Genomic DNA, 15528 nt, shown 5'->3' with positions numbered 1-15528 from the left:
ACCCAATCCCCCCGCTTCCGGGGTTCAACCAGAAACGCCCTTGCTCTTCTCAACTTGCATCAAGGACTGCCCATGTCTTTACCGCACTTTCCCCCCAACCGCCGCCTCTTCCTCGGCGCCCTCACCGCCAGCCTCTTCACCACCCGCGGCCTCTTTGCCGAACAGCTCCTGCTGCCGTCGCCAGCCCTCACCGAAGGCCCGTTCTATCCCGACAAGCTCCCTCTCGATCAGGATAACGATCTGATCAAGATCGGCGACTCGACGACTCCCGCCGTCGGCGAGATCACCCATCTCACCGGCCGGATCCTGAACGCCAGCGGCTCGCCGGTGAAGAACGCCACGGTCGAGATCTGGCAGTGCGACGCCAACGCCGTTTACCTGCACACGGCTGACAGCAAGCCCAAGGCGGATCAGCAGGACAAGCACTTCCAGGGGTTCGGCCGCTTCACGACGAATGCGAATGGGGAATACCGCTTCCGGACTATCAAGCCGGTCCCGTATCCCGGTCGTCCCTCCCCGCACATTCACTACAAGGTCAAGCAGGGGGACCGCGATCTGCTCACGTCGCAGATCTTCATCCGCGGCCACGAAGGAAACGCCCGCGACGGCGTCTATCTGAACTCGGGCGATCTTCTCGATCGCGAGCTCGTCCTGGCCGATTTCAAACCGCTCCCCGATTCGAAACTCGGCGAACTCGCCTGCAACTTCGACATTGTTCTCGGCCGGACTCCCGACGACCGGGACCGCGCTCCCCGTCGTCAATAGCCTCTTCTCCCTTGGAGAAAAGCACGAAATCCGAAACTCGAAATTCGAAACAAGCACCAAATTCGAAAACAGGCGAAACAAGTTGCGCCGTTTGATCTTCGGTGGATTTCGTTTCGGATTTTGAAATTGTTTCGGATTTCGAGTTTCGGATTTCTCATTCAACATCCTGCCCTCGCCTACGAATCGAGACCAACATGCCCCTGCGAAAACTCTGGCTCGCCTCCTGTCTCACGGTCCTTGCCGTCTCCCCGGTCTTCGCCCAACCGGGGCCGCCGCCCGGCGGTCGCGGCGGTCCCCCCGGTGATCGTGGTCCCGGCCAGCGTAGCGGTGGCAACGTCGCCCAGGCCTCGCTCGAAAAACTCTTTCAGCTCGACGCCGACAAGGATGGCAAGCTGACGAAAGACGAAGTCGCCGACTCGCGGCTGCAGAACCTCTTCGCACGGGCCGACGCCGACCAGGACGGCAACGTCACCCGCGAAGAAGCCACCGCTCTGTTCGAAAAGGAAGCTCAGACATTCGGTCGCGGCGGCCCCGGCGGACCAGGCGGATTTGGTCCTCCGGGAGGTGAACCGCAGGGCTTCGGCGGTCCCGGCTTGGCCGGTCCGCCTCGTCCCGGCCAGATCCTGCCCCCGTTCCTTCATGACGCCCTGGAATTGAGCGATAAGCAGCGCGAGGAGCTGCAGGAGCTCCAGAAAGAAGTCGATGCCCGCCTGGAGAAAATTCTCTCCGCCGACCAGCGACGCATGCTCAGCGAAATGACGCCGCGCGGTCCCGGCGGGCCAGGCTTTGGCGGGCCGCGTGGGCCGGGACAACGGGGGCCGGGGCCACGGGGCGGCCGACCACCGGGCGAATAGTCCACTCCAATTTCAATCCTCCTGATCGCCGGCGATTCTCCCACCTGTTTCACAGGCCGTCAGAATCGCCGGCGATTGCGTTCTGGCGTTTGGTATTTCGCTTCGTAACCGATTGTCTGAAAAGGGTTTATGGCCTTCGGGATCCTGCCTGCAGCCTCCAGTCTCACCTTGACCCCAACGGCCATTCAGGCGTATTCTCCCCCGTTGCTCTTGGGAGGGGGAGACTGCGCGTGGGTTTCACGCTGCGACGCCAGGGATGGCTGTTGGGACTGCTGCTGGCGGTCGCGCTCGGAGCGCGTCTGGTCGCTGCCGTCGCCGTTCAGCAGAAAGTCGCCAGCGAACCCGGCCGCCTCTGCCTGATCGCCGGCGACGCCGAAGGCTACTGGAGCCTCAGCGAAAAGCTCCTCAAGGGGCAGGAGTATTCGCTCTACGATCCCCCCCGCCGGGTCATGCGCATGCCCGGCTTTCCCGCCGTCCTCGCCGGACTTCGCGCCCTGTGCGGCGAAGACAATCTGCTCGGCGTCCGCTGCGGTCTGGCGGTTCTCGGAACCCTCGGCTGTGGATTGACCTGCTGGCTGGGTGTCGTGCTAGGCAACGCCCGCATCGGTCTCATCGGGGCCGGGCTCCTGGCGGTCTCGCCGACGCAGATCGTTTTCAGCGTGATGATCCTCAGTGAATCCGTCTTCGGGACGGTTCTCGTCGCCAGCCTGATTCCGATCGCCTGGCTTCTGCGGCACGCACGCTCCACGATCGATGCCCGGCACTGGCTGGCCGCGGCGCTGGCCGGCTCGCTGATCGCCGTCGCAACGTACATGCGGCCTACCTGGCTCGTCGCCGGTCCAATCGCCGCCGGCTTGCTCCTCGTCGCGGGCTCGCGTTCCGGGACCCTGCAACGACTGCTCCTCGGCGGCGTGCTGGTCGCCTCGCTCGCACTCTGCCTGACGCCGTGGACGATCCGGAACTGGCGGATCACCGGACACGTCATCCCCACGACCCTCTGGATGGGGCCCAGCCTCTACGACGGCTGGAATCCCGCAGCCACCGGCGACAGCGAGATGACGTTTTTCGAGAAGGATCAGTTACTGGCGACCATGTCCGAGTACGACATGGACCAGGAGTACCGCCGCCGCGCCTGGGACTGGGCGAAAGCTCATCCGGTGCGCGTCCTCGAACTCGCGGGAAGCAAGGCTCTGCGGTACTGGAACGTCGCTCCGAATGCCCCTCAGTTCAAGCAGTGGGCCGTCTGGCTCGCCGTCGCCGGCTGGTCCCTGCCGGTCCTGATGCTGAGCGTTGTCGGCGCCTGGCGTCTGCGCGCCGACGGTACGGCCCTGGCCATCACCTGGGGCCCCGTGCTGCTCTTCTGCGCGATTCACATGCTCTTCGTCGGATCCATTCGCTATCGCCTGCCGGCCGAGCTGCCGCTCTGTCTTGCCGCGGCGGCCGGTCTGCTGTTTGTCTGCCGCGCCCCTCAGTCTCGCTTCTCTGCGACGGAAGGAACGCCATGCGCTGCACCTTCCGCGGGCTAGTCAAACTCTTCACGCTGCTGGCCGTCGTCGGGGGCGGAGCCGGTTACTGGCTCTTCCTGCGCGGCGACGAAATGTTGCGAGTCGAGCTCCTCAAACATCTGACGACCACTTGCCCCGACGGCCGGCTCGCGATCGGCAGCGCCCACTTCGACTGGGAAGGCCAGGTCAGGATCTCGAACCTGACCGTCCAGCTTCCCGGCGCAGCCGAGCCCGCCCTGCGGATTCCTGAGGTCGTCGTCACCCTCGATCGCGAGCTCCTTTCCGAGCATCAAGCGGTGGTCGTGAAGGGGGTCCGGCTCATCGGTCCCGAACTCACCGTCGAACGCAGAGCCGACGGCAGCTTCGACTGGCAGAGTTTTACGATTGTCAGCGAAGGCGAGAAACCCCTTCCCGACGTGCAGATCGAGCACGGCGTCGTCACGTTGCGGCTCGTCTCTCCCCAGACCGGGACGCCGGTGACGATGGTCGCCCGCGATCTGGAAGTCCGGCTGACTCCGCTCGATCTGCGGTCCATCAAACTCGAACGCTGCGACGCGCGCATTGAACCGGCCGGTCCGGTCTCGGTGACCGGGACGTGGCGGATGGACGGCCCGACCTTCGATTTTCGCCTGCAGCTCAAGAAGCTGCCGGTCGACGACTCACTGATTCCCTGGCTCGCCGAGTTCTCGCCCCACATCTCCGGAAAGCTGCAGGAAGCCACGGCCCTGATGCGGCAGGAGCTCGCCCGCCAGGCCGCGAGCGATCAGTCGGGGCCGTCCAGCCAGGTCCCGTGGCAATTGCGCACCCCGTTGTCCCAACAGGATTCCGGTGCAATCGGCCCGTTCGGCGTCCAGCTCGTCTGCGATGTCGAAGCCGACGTCAGTCGCAAAGATCCCGCCCTTCCGCCGACTTTTGCCGCGCTCACCACGTTGCATAGCGGCCAGATCAACAATCCCTTGCTGCCGTTTCCGCTGTTCGATCTCGGCGGCCAGGTCTATGTCGACCCCGGCCGGCTGATCGTCAAAAACCTGAGAGCCCAGAACGGCACGACTCAATTGGATCTCTCCGCGGAGATTCAGCCGGGCGAAAAGACTCGCGTCTCCGCAGATGCGTCGGGGTTGCCGCTCGATGCCGCCATGAAGCGCCGGCTTCCCGACAGCCTCCATAAGCTGATCGATACCATCGGCCTGACCGGGCTGCTCCGCGGACATGCCGAAGCGACCCGGATGGGCGACGAGGAGTGGAAATTCGCGGCCAATGCGGAGATGCAGGAGGGGGCGGTTACCGCCGAAAAGTTTCCCTACACCGTCCGGGAGATCGTCGGGAAGCTGGACCTCAAGGACGACATCCTCAACCTGACAGCCGAAGGCAAGGCCGCCGGCGTTCCTGTGAAGGCTGTCGGGCTGGTCAAACGCCCGGGCCCCGAAGCCGACGTGGTCGTGAAGATCACCGCCGCCGATCTCCCTATCGATCGGGCGTTGCTCGACGCCTGCCCCCCCGAAGTCCGCCGGGCGATCGAAGTCCTGCAGCTTCAGGGGCTTGCCAACGCGAACGTCCGTCTGGTTCGCGCACCGGGCCTGGGGCAGAAGTTCGAACCGCAGGTGGTGGCCTTTCTGCACGATTGCACGCTCCGCTATCAGCACGCCCCTTACCGCATCAATCAGGTCAAGGGGGAGATGACCTGGATGGGGGGAGACCGGATCGAGTTCGCCAGACTCTCCGGAGTGCACGACGGGGCCGCGCTGACCGGCGAAGCCCTCTACCTGCGGGAACCGGCCCCCGGACGGCTGCGACTGAAGGTTCACGGCGAGAACGCCGCCTTCGACCGCGACGTCGAGTTCGCGCTGCCGCAGGTGCTCAAAGACGTCTGGGCCGAACTGTCTCCCCGCGGCCTGTTCGATATCGATTTCAACGTCGACTGGACTCCGGGCCATCCGCCGGAAATCCGCGTCCCGCTGCTCAAGGTCAGTCAGGGCGAAATGCTGCTGCGTCAGTTTCCCTTTCCGCTCCGCAACATTCAGGCCAAGTTCAAGTACGACGCCCCCATCCTGGAGATTCAGTCCTTCACTGCCGAGAACGACGAAACCCGCCTCTCCCTCAACGGACGCGGCAATATCCCTGGCAGCGGACCCTGGGAGCTGAATTTCGAATCGCTGGACGCGGACGACATCACCTTCAGCCCGGCGTTCCGCCGCGCACTCCCCCTGTCTCTCAAAGCCGCCGTTGACGGTCTCAATCCGACCGGCACCTACTCATTCCACGGACCTGTCACGCTCGTCGGACCGGACCGGACCGGCGAATCGGTCTCGGCGTCGTGGAAAGACGCGAAAGTCGTCTTCACCGGCTGCGGCCTCAATGCCGGTCTTCGAGTGGAAGGCATTCACGGTCAGACTGTCATCTCCGGCCGGACGACGCCTCTCTCGACCGAAGTCAGCGGCCGGCTCGAACTCGACTCCGTCTCAGTCATGAAGCATCAGGTCACCGAAATCCGCGGTCCCTGGGAATACAACAATGGAGTCTTCACGGCGGGGGCGCGCGAGGAAGCCGAGCGCAGGGCGGAAACCGCCGCGACACCCGTTCCCGCGGGCGAGCGGCTGACGGGAAAGGCGGTTGGCGGATCGCTGACCCTCAACGCCATCGCCGACCTCCGCGGCAAGCCCGTCTATTCCGTCGAGTCGACGCTGCAGCGCGGCCGGCTCGAAGAGTACGCCCGGCGCTACCTCGCCGGCCGCAACAATCTGGCGGGGGAAATGAACGGCTGGATGCGCATTGACGGGGAAGGCGTCGAGGCCGATGGCGTCCGCGGCGCCGGTCGATTGCAGATCACACACGCCTCGCTCTACGAGCTGCCGATCTTCGTGCAGATCATGCGGATCCCCACGTTCCAGCCGATCGACAAGACGGCGTTCCGCCACGCCGATATCTACTTCAACATCGCCAATTCCCGCTTCAACTTCGCACCGATTTCGCTCGAAGGCCCCATCAGCATGTACGGCCAGGGGACCGTCGGATTCGATGGCGTGATGGCCCTCAAGTTCTACTCCCGCATGCCCCGCAATCGGCTGGGGATTCCGGTTGTGCGGGAAATCGTCGAAGCCGTCAGCACGGGCTGGGTCGGCGTCGACGTCCGCGGCTCGATCGGTTCGCCAATCGCAGAAACGATTCCCGCGCCGCTGCTCAACGAAGCCGTCAAAGACTTCTTCGGCCGCTTCCAGCCCGGCAATCCCGGACCGCCGGCAACGTTCCGGCCGCGCACCAGCGAAGCCACCGATTCACCGAAACCGCGCTCGTAAAATCGTCGGACTTGGTGCGAGGACCGTCAGACCAACTCGGGCAGCGGCTTCCAGTGATCCACCAGCGGCTGCGGACGCCCTGCCAGATCCCGCAGCGCAAACGCCTGCGGATCGAGTCCCAGGTTCTTGTAAAGCGTCGCGAAGACTTCGCCGAAATGCACAGGGCGCTCGGCGATCGATCCCCCGAGCCGGTCGGTCGCACCGATCACCTGGCCGGTCCGCATACCGCCTCCTGCCAGCAGCGCGCCCCCCACCTGCGGCCAGTGGTCGCGACCTCCGTCCGCATTGATCCGCGGCGTCCGGCCGAACTCGCCCCACGCCACGACCGTCACATCCTTGTCGAGCCCGCGCTCGCACAGATCGGCGATCAGCGTCGACAGTCCCTGATCGAACTGCGGCAGGTGCGTGTTCTTCAGCCCGCCAAAGTTGTCGCTGTGAAAGTCCCAGCGGCCGAAGTTCAGCGTCACCACCCGCGCCCCGGCTTCGACGAGGCGACGGGCCAGCAGGAAATGCTCCAGGTTGCGCGGCGCCCCGTCGCCGAAGTTCTTCGGATCTCCCTTGCCGTACCGTTCCCGGACGGCAGGATCCTCGCGCGTCAGATCCAAGGCTTCCACCAACCGGCTGGAGGTGAGAATCTCCATCGCCTGACGATTGAGCGCGTCCAGACCCTCCATCGTGCCCGTCGAATCCGCGTCGCGCCGAAAGCGATCGAATCCCGCCAGCAGGCTGCGACGGTCGCCGAGCCGATCCAGCGTCATCCCCTGCAGCACCATATCATCGCGTGCCGGACCGGAAGGCCGGAACGCCGCGTGCGGAACTCCCAGAAACCCCGGATGCCCCGGCGAACCGTACGGCGGATGCCCCGTATTCGGCGCCAGGCCGAAGAACGGCGGCACCGAGGCATTCACCGGCCCCTGCAGCCGCGAAACGACCGCCCCCAGCGAAGGCCAGCCCCCCGCCGGCTGGTTCTGCACCGTCCGACCGGTGTAGCAGATGAACGAATCGTGATCGCCGCTCGGCGACCCGTAGACCGACCGCAGCGGGACGCACGTGTCCATGACCTTGGCGAGGCCCGGCAGATGCTCGCAGATCTGCAGGCCGGGGACGCTGGTCTCAATCGGACGGAACTCTCCCCGGATTTCCGCGGGCGCGTCCATCTTCAGGTCGTACATGTCCTGGTGGGAGGGTGCCCCCGCCATGTAGATCATGATGACCGCTTTGTGACTGTTCTTGACGCCCGCAAGCTGCTCGGCCTGCAGCAGTTGCGGCAGAGACAATCCGCCGAACCCCAGCGCCCCGATCCGCAGCATGTCGCGGCGGGTCAGTCCGTCGCACAGTCGTCCAGCGGTTCCGGGGATCGCAAGCATCGGCAAGTCTCCGACAGGCGGGAGGTGCGGGGCAGGGGAGGCAGGGCGGGCTTGGCAGTAGAGATATCACTCTTTGTTGATGTGATCCTAATCGGTGATCGACCGCCTGTCCATGCAGAGTTGAACGTGAACTCGGCAAAACACGAGCCCCGCGGGAGACGTTCTGTCTCTCGCGGGGCTCGTCCGACTCCGGAAACTCTGAGTCTCTACTGGGTCAGGAATCGCCGTTCGAACCGCTTCTCCACTTCCGGTCGCAGTCCCGCCTTCGAATCGGCCAGCCACTTCAGCGGATAATCGTCGGGCATCGGTTCGCCGTTCAGCCGATGGATCGACTCGTACAGCATGACCGCCATCAGGCACTCTTCGACCAGCAGATCCTCTTCCCGCAATTCCACATACTCGGGCCGGTTCAAGATGTCGTTGAATCCCTTGAGGCACGACTCCACGAGCGCCTGCGCCTGCCGCAGGTTCTGCTTCTTATATTCCTCACCCGCCTCGTAGAAGTCCTTGTGGGCCTGAGCCGTTTCCGGTTCCGCCTCGCAGAGTCCGCGGGTTCGCCAGTAGCGGTAGTTGGTCATATTCTGGTAGGCGGTGACCATCCGCTTGAGAAGCTCGAAATCCTCTTCCTTCGGCGCGATCTGCTTCATCTCATCTTCGGTGATCTCCAGCCGCAACGACACCGTCTGACTGGCGTCCATGCCAACCGGCACAACGAATTCTTCCTGGCCATAGACCCGGGTCCATTCCTGCAGGGCCCGATCCCACGTCTGGCGGGTCTTCTCGCCGAACTGGCCTTCCTTCTGCAACGCCTGGGCATAATCGAACAGGCATCGCGCCGGGTGCGAGCGGAACAGCGACTTGTCGAGAATATGCTGAGGTTTCAGTCGCTCCTTCTCGTTCGCCTTCAGGAACCATTCCCGTGCCACCAGATAGCTGTCTTCGCCGTTCGGATTGATCTCCGGATCCGCACCCTCGAACTTGGGATCGGGGTCCTTGAGGAAATACTGGCGGTAGTATTTCTGTTCGTCGGCGATCCCGATCTTCTTCTGCAGCACCGTTCCCACCCGGTAGTGCAGCTCGGTGGAGTTCTGGTTGCGGGCCACACCCTTCTGCAGGAATTTCGCACCTTCCTTCACCCAGTACCAGCGGTCCGGCACCGCGTCCCATTCGGCGGACGTGTTGTACGCCAGATTGTGGCCGTTGTAGTCCCACACTTTCTCAAAGTGCGGCTGCAGGCGGATGATCGACTGCGTCGTCGCCAGCATCTGCGCCCAGTCCTTGCGGTCCTTGTAATACTCCAGATCCATCCACAGCGAGTTCACCGCCACGCCCCGCAGACCCAGCAGGACCAGGTTCATCGCCGCGCTCGACGGATCCACGTCCCCCAGGTCGCTTTCGCCCAGGTCGTACTTCTGCCGCTGCTGAGCGACGATCCCTCCCGACCCTTCCTGTCCCGTGCCCGGCATGCCCAGCATCACGATCGGGATCAGCAGGACGAGAATGCCGCCCAGATAGGCCAGCTTCCGCTGGCGGGAATTCCACTGGTTCATTTCGCCTCCAGTTCACGCAGCCGCAGGCTGTAATACCCCAGAACGACGCAGGGGATGAAGAATGCAAGTGTCGTCGCCATGCTCGGCAGCACGGCCGCCATGAACGGGACGTCGAAGCCCTCGATCACGTAGCCGGTCATATCGAACGTCTTGAAATCCGGAATCACGCTGCTGATCAGCACCACGAACTGGGCGACCGCCCAGTCGATCAGCTTCATCGCACCGAACGCCGGTCCGGTCGGCAGCTCCGTCGTCGGGTTCATGTGCATCACGATCCGGTAGATCGATTCCAGCACGCCGCCCCCTTCCAGCTTGTTCGCCAGAAAGCTCGACACGAACTTGTCGAGGAATTCCCGCGACCAGTCGCCGACGATGAACAGCACGAACGTCAGCAGCGTCGCCACCGGTCCCTTGAGGAACGTGCTGGCGGTCACCCCCAGCAGGACAATCAGCAGCATCATCAGCTCGATGCCGAAAACGGCTTTGAAATAGCCCGAAGCAAACGAGTTGTCGGGCGTCCGGATAAACAGGTCGACTCGCGCCATGCCGATGTACTGGCCGGGATCGACGCAGGCCGCCTCCACCAGCAACTGCCCCTTCGAGCTGACCAGATCCTTCTGCACGCTCAGCTTCTTCTCGACCCCGTCGACCGTCCCGGGCAGCTCCGCCGGGACCTCGTCGGTCCGGTTGCGGAACTCGTTGATCTGATTGATCGGGATCTCCGCCCGCGCCCCCGTCTCCGGGTTGACGAGCGTCAGGCGATACAGCAGCGAGCGATTCATATCGCCCTTGTGAGCGCGAAAACCGAGGAAGCGGTTTTCGATCACCAGCGTGCCGTCGGGGCGGAAAGCGCTCGGCCCCAGATTCGAAAACGCCCAGATCGCGCGGGACTTCGTGGCCCCTTCGATATAGCTCCGGAATTCCCACAGATCCCCGGTATTCACCCCTTTGCCGGGGTTCCCTTCACGGTCGAGGAATGTCAGTTCGCCCGCGATCGGCTGGCGGCACGTGAGCTGCGCCTGACCGGCCGGGGAGACCTGCCGCAGAATCCAGATGTAGCCCGTCCCCCCCATGATCACCAGCACGAGCGTGCCGATGATGCCGACCCCGAACATCCGCCCCAGCACGACTTCCAGCCGACGAACGGGTTTGGTCACGACCGTATGCAGCGAGCGGATCCGGATGTCCTCGGGAATTCCCCAGCAAGACAGCAGCAGCACGACCGGCAGCACCAGCCAACTGATCGTCCGCAGCGCGAAGTACGTATACATCTTCGCTTCGAAGTCGGACTCCTGAGTCGCCCCTGTCAGGAACCAGCCGGCGAACATGAACAGCACGCCGAAGACCACGAACACCAGCAGAGCCCGCCGGCGGATCGCCTCGCGAATCGTCAACTGGGTCAGCGCCCAGACGCGTTTCGGCGACAGGGACGCCAGGTCATTCAGGCCGGCGAAGATTTCCCGGGCCAGCAGCGCCGGCCCCCGGACTCCATGGGTGGCCAGCAGCGTCAGCAGCGACACGCCCAGCACCAGCAGGGCGGATAAGCCCATGACTTTCAGCCAGGTCAACAGACCGGCGACGACATCGAACGGAATCGGATCGAATTGCATAACTCACGCAGTCCCACGAAACTCGCGTGCCGGACGAACCCCGCCGCAGCGGGACAATGAGCGGGAATGCTCCACCGGAGCCTTCCCGTGGCAGAACTTCAGGAGGCGGTCGGCCCCGGGGCCGAGCCTTCCGCGATGTGCCGCCGTCCGGGACGGTCTTTGCTCTCCTGCACCGTCCGCAGGAACAGTTCCTCCAGGTTGGCCGTCGGGTGATCGACCTTCCGCACGTCGCCGCCGTGCTTGCGGATGACGTCGTTGATTTCCTTGACCGCAGCGTCGCTCAGGCGGGAGCTGAGAATCTGCGTCACGTCCTGCTCGGTCAGCAGTTCGTCCACCCGGCCGAGCACCTTCAGCTCGCCGCCGTACAGAATGGCGATCCGGTCGCAGACGTCCTGCACGTCGCCCAGCAGGTGGCTGCACATCAGGACCGTCTTCCCCTGCTTCTTCAGATCGAGAATCAGGTCTTTCATGTCCCGGTTGCCCAGCGGATCCAGTCCGCTGGTCGGCTCGTCGAGCAGCACCAGATCCGGATCGTTGATCAGCGCCTGCGCCAGGCCGATTCGCCGCGTCATCCCCTTGGAGTATTCCTTCAGCGGTCGCTTGCGGGCGTGCGAAATCTTCACGAGATCCAGCAGCATCTCCGTCCGCTCCTTGCGGACCGACGCGGGCATGTCGAACAGCCGGCCGTAGAAGTCCAGCGTCTCTTCCGCATTCAGAAAGCGGTAGAGGTACGACTCTTCCGGCAGATAGCCGATGCGTTCGTTCTTGGTCACGTCCGACGCCGGCTGGCCCAGAATGCTGATTTCCCCCTCCGTCGGGAACAGCAAGCCCAGCAGCAGCTTGAGGGTCGTCGTCTTGCCCGAGCCGTTCGGCCCCAGCAGCCCGAAAACTTCGCCCTTCTTGACGTCGAGCGAGAGGGAGTTGAGGGCCCTGACTTTCCGGCGACCCCAGAAGTCGCGATAGATTTTGCTCAGATTGCGGATCTCGATGACGGCTTCCGCCGGAGGCGCTGCAGTGCTCATGCGAAGTGTCCGAAGCCTCTGGAGTACAGAAATGGAAAAACGGGCGGCAAAACCGCAATAAGAACGGGGAAAGAAGAGATCCCCCGTTTCACGGTACGTGAAAACCAGACGTTGCGTTGGCTGTTGATTGCTCGGAATTCCGGAAATCGTTGTCAGAACCCCGTCGGGGCGCTCCGGAAGTCCGTCAGATTCGACGACCAATGCGAGAGAACTGCAAATCGTACGGGGGCTGTCGGGAGCGTGCAAGCACCCATGCCGCAATCACTTCTGGCTCATGGCCGGCAATCGGGCGGACCGCAGCGATTATTCGCACTCTGCCGTCGTCGAACTCGCTGAATGTACAGTGGTTAGCCGGGAAAACCGCACGTCGGATCAGTGCGTTTCGCCTCCGGGGCTGATGGCCTTCATCGGGATTTCACGCCGGCCCCGGTTCAGAAACGGGCCTGTCGCTGGCTCAGGTATTCCACCAGCGCCCGGTCGAACGGCAGACTGGTGTCGAGCGCCACGTAGTCGACGCCGATCCGCCGGCATTCCGTCCGGTAGGCTTCCCGCATCTCACCGAGTGCTTCCAGATAATCCGTCCGGATCCCTGCGGCATCCACCATCAGAGTTTCCCGCGATTCCGGATCTTCCAGGTCGACGAGCCCGTCGAACGGAAAATTCACCTCCGCCTCATCGAGCACGTGGAACAGGATCACGTCGTGCCCCGCGTGTCGCAGCAGGTTCAGGCTCTTGAGCACGGGATCGGCGTCGCAGAGGAGATCGGAAAAGACCATCAGCAGGCTCCGCTGCCGGGTCATCGCCGCGACCCGTCGCAGGTTCCCCGCAATGTCGGTCTGCCCGGTCGGCTTCGCTTTCGAGAGCAGCGCCAGGATATTTCCGAGCTGGCTCCGTTTGCTGTGCGGTTTGAGGCAGGTCCGGAGCTCCGTATCGAACGTCATCAGTCCGACTGGATCCTGCTGGTGGATCATCAGGTACGCCAGCGCCGCCGCCAGGCACGTCGAATAGTCGAACTTCGAGAGCCGTTGCCGGTAGGTGTAACCCATGCTCTCGGAGAGGTCCATCAGCAGATAGCCTGAGATGTTCGTCTCGGCCTGGTACTTCTTGACGTAATACCGGTCGGTCTTGGCGTAGACCAGCCAGTCGATGTCCTTGGGATCGTCCCCCTGCGAATACCGACGGTGCTCGCTGAACTCGACGCTGAACCCGTGAAAGGGACTGGCATGCAGCCCGGTCAGAAACCCCTCGACAATAAACCGCGCCCGCAGATCCAGCCGGGCCACCGTCTGGATCACTTCGGGCTTCAAGTAGTTTTCGGGGGAAGACATGGAAGAAGTGGCCAATGGCTATTGAAGAGGGCATGCGAGATGTTGCGAGTGGCTAATGAGTCGATCACCCGAAGGTCAATCGCGAATCTGCGAGAATGAGCTGACAAGCTCGTTGGGCGTCAGGTCAGCAGGTCCGGAAGCCTGCTGAATTTGAACCATCCAGGCTTCAGTGTGGAATCCCAGACGATTGATATGATTCCTTGTCGAATCGTCGCTTCTGCGAGTTGTTTCGCCTCTTCCTGATTTGAGATCGTCAAGAGATGAAATGTCGGATCGGCCGACTGTTCAATGAACAGTTCCGCCATTTCTTTCGAGCGATAAGCTGCTAGGCACTCTCGGTCGCCAATGGGAAAAGTGACCGCTTCCCCGGATTTCGTCCCGATCACAAAGAACGGAAAGCTGAGCTTGAACGATTCTTCCTTGTCGGACGAATCAATCCAGCAGCCCTCGACGAATTGTTCCGGGGTTAGCACGTGAATCCCTCGGAACGGATTCAATACCAGAAGATCGTTGTCACCCGTCACAATCGCGGTCGCCTGTCCGCAAACGGCGACTTCGAGAAATTTGTTATCTTTGGCGTCACGGCAGGCATCGATCGACTCAATAACTGTGATCACCCGCGCATCTCGAATATAGGCCGCGAGGAACTCAAGCCGACTAGCTTCGCTGATATAGCGTGCGAACTTGGGTCTGCTCAGGACGTCGTTCAATTCGCTCAGAGTCGCTTCTGAGATCAGGACCAAGCCTTTGGCGAGAGCGAGATCAAACGCGCACCGGGGCGTCGATGCCGGACGAAGAGCCGCGCTAATGAGAACGTTCGTGTCAATCACGAACCGTAGCTCAGTTTTCATGGAGCAACGACTCAAGGACTTCGTCGGTCAACCCCGCGGCCTCGGCTTCCTTCCCGATTTCGTCCATGATTTCCTGGAGAGATCTTGTAGGGCCGCGCACCAATTCTCCGAGTCGAAGACTTGCCAGTAGTTCGATTTTCTGACGATCCTCGATGCTCGCATTGGCATACGCGTTCGCGGTCTCGTCCGAAACCGGAATTGAGATTGTCTTCGTCATTCCTCCCGCTCCCCAGTCACTGGTGAGATTTGCCAGTGTGCACGCTCCGACAGTTTCGCTCCGGACAATTCTATACACGCAGACCTGTCAAAGGTAACGCCAAATTGGAGTCGATTACGGCTCACCGCCCATGAGGAGCGTCTCGTCAGACATATTTTTTTATCGTCGGTTCCGGCACCTCGGCGACGAGCCGCTGCACGATCGCGTCCGTGTCCATCCCCTCCGCCTGCGCCTGGAAATTTGCCGAGATTCTGTGCCGCAACACCGGCACCGCCACTCGCCGGATGTCGTCGAACGACACGCTTGGCCGGCCGTCCATCGCCGCCAGCGCCTTGCCCCCCGCAATGAGATACTGCCCGGCGCGCGGGCCCGCGCCCCAGTCGACCCAGTCCTTGATGAACCGCGGCGCCGACGTGTCCACCGGCCGCGTCGCCCGCACCAGGCGCGCGACGTAACTGATCATCAGCGGCCCCGCCTCGATCATGTTGATCTGCTTCTGCAGATACAGAATCGACTTTGCCGAGAGGACCTTCCGGACTTCTGGACGCTCTCCCAGCGTCGTCGCGGCGAGGACCCGCTCCTCTTCCTCCAGGTTCGGATAGTCGACCTTCACGTTGAACATGAACCGGTCGAGCTGGGCTTCCGGCAACGGATACGTCCCTTCCTGCTCGATCGGATTCTGCGTCGCAATCACGAAGAACGGCTCCGGCAACGCATAAGTCGTCTGCCCCACCGTGACTTCGTGCTCCTGCATCGACTGCAGCAGCGCAGCCTGAGTCTTGGGGGGCGTACGGTTGATTTCGTCCGCCAGCAGAATGTTCGTGAAGACCGGCCCTTCGACGAAGCGGAACTCCCGCCGGCCCGCCTCATTCTCGTCGAGCACGTTGGTGCCGGTGATATCCGACGGCATCAGGTCGGGCGTGAACTGGATCCGCTTGAAATGGACGTCCAGAATCTGCGCGATCGTCGAGACGATCAACGTCTTGGCGAGACCGGGGACGCCCACCAGCAGGCAGTGCCCCCCCGTAAAGATCGCCGCCAGGATCTGCTCGATTACGGCGTCCTGGCCGATAATCACCTTGTGCAGCTCCTCGGTCATCAGCTCCCGATGGCGCCGGAACTTCTCCAGAAAGTCGTCGAAGTCCTTCTTCTCTACGGCCAAGATC

At 62.8% G+C, this 15528-nt stretch carries 12 protein-coding genes; 4 read left to right on the top strand and 8 right to left on the bottom strand.

All coding sequences use genetic code 11. The features are described 5' to 3' along the window. Positions 1-72: 72 nt before the first annotated feature. From SH412_RS16200 to SH412_RS16185, 4 genes are all read left to right on the top strand, one after another. Positions 73-765 (top strand): protocatechuate 3,4-dioxygenase, encoded by a 693-nt coding sequence (locus SH412_RS16200; RefSeq protein WP_336519058.1) that lies wholly within the window; start codon positions 73-75, stop codon positions 763-765. Between the two features lie 194 nt (positions 766-959). Beyond that, positions 960-1619 carry an EF-hand domain-containing protein gene (locus tag SH412_RS16195; protein WP_336519057.1) on the top strand — a complete coding sequence of 220 codons (660 nt, stop codon included), beginning with the start codon at positions 960-962 and terminating at the stop codon, positions 1617-1619. Between the two features lie 230 nt (positions 1620-1849). After that, positions 1850-3145 carry an ArnT family glycosyltransferase gene (locus SH412_RS16190; protein WP_336519056.1) on the top strand — a complete coding sequence of 432 codons (1296 nt, stop codon included), beginning with the start codon at positions 1850-1852 and terminating at the stop codon, positions 3143-3145. Continuing rightward, entirely contained in the window at positions 3121-6417 is a 3297-nt protein-coding gene (locus SH412_RS16185) for a hypothetical protein (RefSeq protein WP_336519055.1), read from the top strand. Before SH412_RS16190 ends, SH412_RS16185 begins: the two co-directional genes overlap by 25 nt. 26 nt (positions 6418-6443) lie before the next feature. Here SH412_RS16185 and SH412_RS16180 read toward each other — a convergent pair whose 3' ends face one another. From SH412_RS16180 to SH412_RS16145, 8 genes are all read right to left on the bottom strand, one after another. Then, positions 6444-7784 carry a DUF1501 domain-containing protein gene (locus SH412_RS16180; protein WP_336519054.1) on the bottom strand — a complete coding sequence of 447 codons (1341 nt, stop codon included), beginning with the start codon at positions 7782-7784 and terminating at the stop codon, positions 6444-6446. Between the two features lie 206 nt (positions 7785-7990). Further along, positions 7991-9334 (bottom strand): hypothetical protein, encoded by a 1344-nt coding sequence (locus SH412_RS16175; RefSeq protein ID WP_336519053.1) that lies wholly within the window; start codon positions 9332-9334, stop codon positions 7991-7993. Continuing rightward, entirely contained in the window at positions 9331-10944 is a 1614-nt protein-coding gene (locus tag SH412_RS16170) for a hypothetical protein (protein WP_336519052.1), read from the bottom strand. The genes SH412_RS16175 and SH412_RS16170 overlap by 4 nt, the downstream gene beginning before the upstream one ends. 98 nt (positions 10945-11042) lie before the next feature. After that, on the bottom strand, positions 11043-11966 hold the full coding sequence (locus tag SH412_RS16165; protein WP_336519051.1) for an ABC transporter ATP-binding protein: 924 nt from the start codon (positions 11964-11966) through the stop codon (positions 11043-11045). 431 nt (positions 11967-12397) lie between these two features. Next, positions 12398-13294 (bottom strand): DUF58 domain-containing protein, encoded by an 897-nt coding sequence (locus SH412_RS16160; protein ID WP_336519050.1) that lies wholly within the window; start codon positions 13292-13294, stop codon positions 12398-12400. A 119-nt stretch (positions 13295-13413) separates the two neighbouring features. Continuing rightward, positions 13414-14145 (bottom strand): putative toxin-antitoxin system toxin component, PIN family, encoded by a 732-nt coding sequence (locus SH412_RS16155; protein WP_336519049.1) that lies wholly within the window; start codon positions 14143-14145, stop codon positions 13414-13416. After that, entirely contained in the window at positions 14135-14362 is a 228-nt protein-coding gene (locus SH412_RS16150) for a hypothetical protein (protein ID WP_336519048.1), read from the bottom strand. The genes SH412_RS16155 and SH412_RS16150 overlap by 11 nt, the downstream gene beginning before the upstream one ends. 145 nt (positions 14363-14507) lie before the next feature. Further along, positions 14508-15524 (bottom strand): AAA family ATPase, encoded by a 1017-nt coding sequence (locus tag SH412_RS16145; RefSeq protein ID WP_336519047.1) that lies wholly within the window; start codon positions 15522-15524, stop codon positions 14508-14510. Positions 15525-15528: the final 4 nt, after the last annotated feature.

It is taken from the genome of Planctellipticum variicoloris (assembly GCF_030622045.1).
Lineage (GTDB): Bacteria > Planctomycetota > Planctomycetia > Planctomycetales > Planctomycetaceae > Planctellipticum > Planctellipticum variicoloris.
Note: the sequence above shows the minus strand (reverse complement) of the source record. Positions and strands in the feature narration are given on the sequence as shown.

Bases quoted from the DNA above. Each gene is read 5' to 3' on its own strand.
- SH412_RS16200 (WP_336519058.1), top strand. From the start codon at position 73: ATGTCTTTACCGCACTTTCCCCCCAACCGCCGCCTCTTCCTCGGCGCC.
- SH412_RS16195 (WP_336519057.1), top strand. From the start codon at position 960: ATGCCCCTGCGAAAACTCTGGCTCGCCTCCTGTCTCACGGTCCTTGCC.
- SH412_RS16185 (WP_336519055.1), top strand. From the start codon at position 3,121: ATGCGCTGCACCTTCCGCGGGCTAGTCAAACTCTTCACGCTGCTGGCC.
- SH412_RS16180 (WP_336519054.1), bottom strand. From the start codon at position 7,784: ATGCTTGCGATCCCCGGAACCGCTGGACGACTGTGCGACGGACTGACC.
- SH412_RS16175 (WP_336519053.1), bottom strand. From the start codon at position 9,334: ATGAACCAGTGGAATTCCCGCCAGCGGAAGCTGGCCTATCTGGGCGGC.
- SH412_RS16170 (WP_336519052.1), bottom strand. From the start codon at position 10,944: ATGCAATTCGATCCGATTCCGTTCGATGTCGTCGCCGGTCTGTTGACC.
- SH412_RS16165 (WP_336519051.1), bottom strand. From the start codon at position 11,966: ATGAGCACTGCAGCGCCTCCGGCGGAAGCCGTCATCGAGATCCGCAAT.
- SH412_RS16160 (WP_336519050.1), bottom strand. From the start codon at position 13,294: ATGTCTTCCCCCGAAAACTACTTGAAGCCCGAAGTGATCCAGACGGTG.
- SH412_RS16155 (WP_336519049.1), bottom strand. From the start codon at position 14,145: ATGAAAACTGAGCTACGGTTCGTGATTGACACGAACGTTCTCATTAGC.
- SH412_RS16150 (WP_336519048.1), bottom strand. From the start codon at position 14,362: ATGACGAAGACAATCTCAATTCCGGTTTCGGACGAGACCGCGAACGCG.